Here is a 2,959-nt window from a genome sequence, read left to right as displayed (position 1 = left end):
GTATGCGACTCCGAAGATTGATTCACTCACGGAACTAGGAGCGACAAAGAGTAGGCCGATGAAACAAGGCGACGTTATCATCACCGTGAGCGGGAATGCGTATTCCGGCCAATGCTGCCGGTCATTCCGGTCTGCTTGCTGCCAGGCATTCCGGCGCAATGCTGCCACCCCCTCGGAGCGCAGCGACGCGGGAGTTGGATTATGGGTTAATACCCTCGTCGTCTGTCAACCGCCGCTGCTTCTTGCGCATCGATTCGCCCTTCAGCTGAACGCGATACGCGTTATGCACGAGACGGTCTAAGATCGCATCGGCGAGTGTCGGATCGGCGATCAGTTCATGCCAACGGTCGACTGGGAACTGACTGGTGACGAGCGTGGATTTTCGTTCATAACGATCTTCGAGGAGCTCCAGCAAGTCTCGCCGCTGCTCGTCGGTCATGGCGGCAAGACCGAAGTCGTCGAGCACAATAAGATCGATGCGAGCGAGGTGCGCAAGCTGTTTGCGGTAGCGACCGTCACCTTTGGCGATGCCGAGATCAGTGAGCAGCCGTTGCATTCTCAGGTAGCGCACCGAGTAGCCGTCGCGGCACGCTTGATGGGCGAGCGCGCAGGCCAGGTAACTCTTGCCGACACCGGTCGGTCCGGTGATCAGGCAGTTCAGGTGTTCGCGCAGCCAGGCACCGCCGGCGAGCTTCTTGACTAAGCCTTTATCGAGTCCGCGTGGCTGGCGGAAGTCGACGTCTTCAACACAAGCGGTCTGTCGTAGCGCGGCGGTGCGTAGTCGCGTCTTCAGGCGCGCCTCGTCACGCAGCGTGCACTCTTCGTCGACGAGCAACCCTAAGCGCTCGGCGAAGCTCAAGCCATCACAGTCGGTGTGACCGAGCTGTGCGGCGAAGGCCTTGGCCATGCCGGGCAAGCGCAACTGCTGCAGCTTATCGAGGGTGGGGTGGTTCAACATCGGGATTTATCTCCAGGTCGTCAGTGGTAGTAATCCGGTCCGCGCAGGTTGTCGTGCACGAGACTCGGGGTGGTGGGAGCGGTGTTGGGTAAGGGTTGCTGATCGAGGCCACGACGTAAGATTGACTCGAGGCTGCGACAACTGTGTGCGCCGATTTGCAGCGCGCGAGTACAGGCCGCTTCGAGGCGCGTGTCGCCGTAGGTTTTGCCGAGGCGCAAGATGCCGAGACAAGCACGGTAGGCTTGTTGTGGGTGCGCACGACTGGCCATCAAGGTCTCGACCAGGCGGGCGGTGGCGGGGCCGCTCTTGGCTGCCCAATCGATGAGTCGGGTTGGGCTCCAGTCGGCGTACTCACGATGGCTTTTCGGCATGTGTTCGGGCAGCGTGGTGTGGCGGCCGTGTTGCGCTGAGCGGACATGGGAGGCGACGCGTTGGCCGCGCTGGAAGGCTTCGACGGTGCTCGCCGTCAGGCGCACGTCGAGCTGCTCGCCGACCAGGACATAGGGCACCGAGTAATAGTGATGGTCGACCTGGATGTGGTAATCGATGTGCACGCGCGCACGCTTCCACTCGGCGAAGATATAGCGCTCGCTCGGCAGCGCTCGCAGCGCCGCTTGATCGAGTTGTTCGAACTGGCTACGGCGGCAGCCGGGCAGTTTGCGCAGCGGACGATGGTTCAATTGTTCGAGCAGCACGGCTATCTCGGCATTGAGCTCGGCCAGCGAGAAGAACGTGCGGTGGCGCAGGCGTGCGAGCACCCAACGCTCGACCAACTGCACGGCGACCTCGACCTTGGCTTTATCGCGTGGCTTGCGCACACGGGCCGGCAGGATGGCAACGCCATAATGCGCAGCCATGTCCTGATAGGTCGTATTGAGCAGCGGCTCGTAGCGATGCGCACGGGTGACGCCGCTGCGTAAATTATCCGGCACCAGCAACTCCGGCACGCCGCCGAAGAACTCGAACGCGCGCACGTGGCTGCCGACCCAATCGGGCAAGGTCTGACTCAAGGTCGCCTCGGCGTAGCAGTAATGGCTCGCACCGAGCACCGCGACGAAGACTTGTGCGGCGTCGGCCTCGCCGGTGCGCGGATCGACGATTGGCACCGTCTGGCCGGCGTAATCGACGAAGCAGCGCTCGCCGGCGCGGTGGACCTGGCGCATCGACAGATTGAGCTGCCGTGCCCAGCGTCGATACAACTCGCAATATTGACTGTACTGCAGGCCATCCGGATAGATCGCCTTGTACTCCTCCCACAGCAGCATCAGGGTGACGCCTTTGCGGCGCAGCTCCTGATGGACCTCGGCGTAATCGGGCAAGGGCCGTGACGGGCTGGGTGACGGCGCCGGCGGGAACAAGCGCCGCTCCAGGGCCACCTCATCGAGACCGTCTGGCAACGGCCAGCTCAAACCGGCGGCGGTGGCGCGCTCGAGGTACCGTTGCACTGCCGGCCGGCTGATCCGACAGGCCAGCGCAGCCTGGCGATCGGAATAACCGCGCTCCCACTTCAAGCGCAAAACTTCTTTGATCTGCCGCATAGTCAACCTCTCTGCCGCCATCGGAGCCCCCTCTTCGGTGAACGAAAAGGCGGCACGATAACGGATGGTTAACCCGCCGACGTGGCGCTCAGCTGCTCCCCCTCAGGGGGTGGCAGCGTTAGGCCGGAATGGGTGGCAGCATTGGACCGGAACGGGTGGCAGCATTGCGCCGGAATGGGTGGCAGCATTCACCCGGAATACGCATTCAGGTTCTAATTCCTCGGCGTAGCGATTCAGACGAATGAATATGCCCCAGCCTGAGAGCAGGGCGCCAATAGACAGCACCAATGCCGCCGCATAGAGAAGTTGCGCGGAGTCACCATGAGCGGCGCGGAACGTCGCAACGAGGCCTTCAATGGCCAATGCGACAACCACCACGACCAGAAATCGCGACAGAAACCGACGCACCCGCGTTGGGCCGCTGACGTGAGCGTCACGCAACACTTCTTCCTCGACAATGGTT

The 2,959-nt window shown here is 62.4% G+C and carries 3 protein-coding genes; all 3 read right to left on the bottom strand.

All coding sequences use genetic code 11. The features are described 5' to 3' along the window. Positions 1 to 199: 199 nt before the first annotated feature. Positions 200 to 958 (bottom strand): IS21-like element helper ATPase IstB, encoded by a 759-nt coding sequence (istB, locus tag SGJ19_00810; GenBank protein ID MDZ4778774.1) that lies wholly within the window; start codon positions 956 to 958, stop codon positions 200 to 202. Positions 959 to 978: 20 nt separating this feature from the next. Continuing rightward, positions 979 to 2,496 (bottom strand): IS21 family transposase, encoded by a 1,518-nt coding sequence (gene istA, locus SGJ19_00805; protein ID MDZ4778773.1) that lies wholly within the window; start codon positions 2,494 to 2,496, stop codon positions 979 to 981. Positions 2,497 to 2,598: 102 nt separating this feature from the next. Then, positions 2,599 to 2,959 (bottom strand): hypothetical protein (locus tag SGJ19_00800; GenBank protein ID MDZ4778772.1); only part of this gene is annotated, 361 nt, incomplete at its 5' end.

Source organism: Planctomycetia bacterium (assembly GCA_034440135.1).
Lineage (GTDB): Bacteria > Planctomycetota > Planctomycetia > Pirellulales > JALHLM01 > JALHLM01.
Note: the sequence above shows the minus strand (reverse complement) of the source record. Positions and strands in the feature narration are given on the sequence as shown.

What these genes read in the sequence shown, in the direction of transcription:
- istB (MDZ4778774.1), bottom strand. Translation starts at nt 958, where the DNA reads ATGTTGAACCACCCCACCCTCGATAAGCTGCAGCAGTTGCGCTTGCCC.
- istA (MDZ4778773.1), bottom strand. Translation starts at nt 2,496, where the DNA reads ATGCGGCAGATCAAAGAAGTTTTGCGCTTGAAGTGGGAGCGCGGTTAT.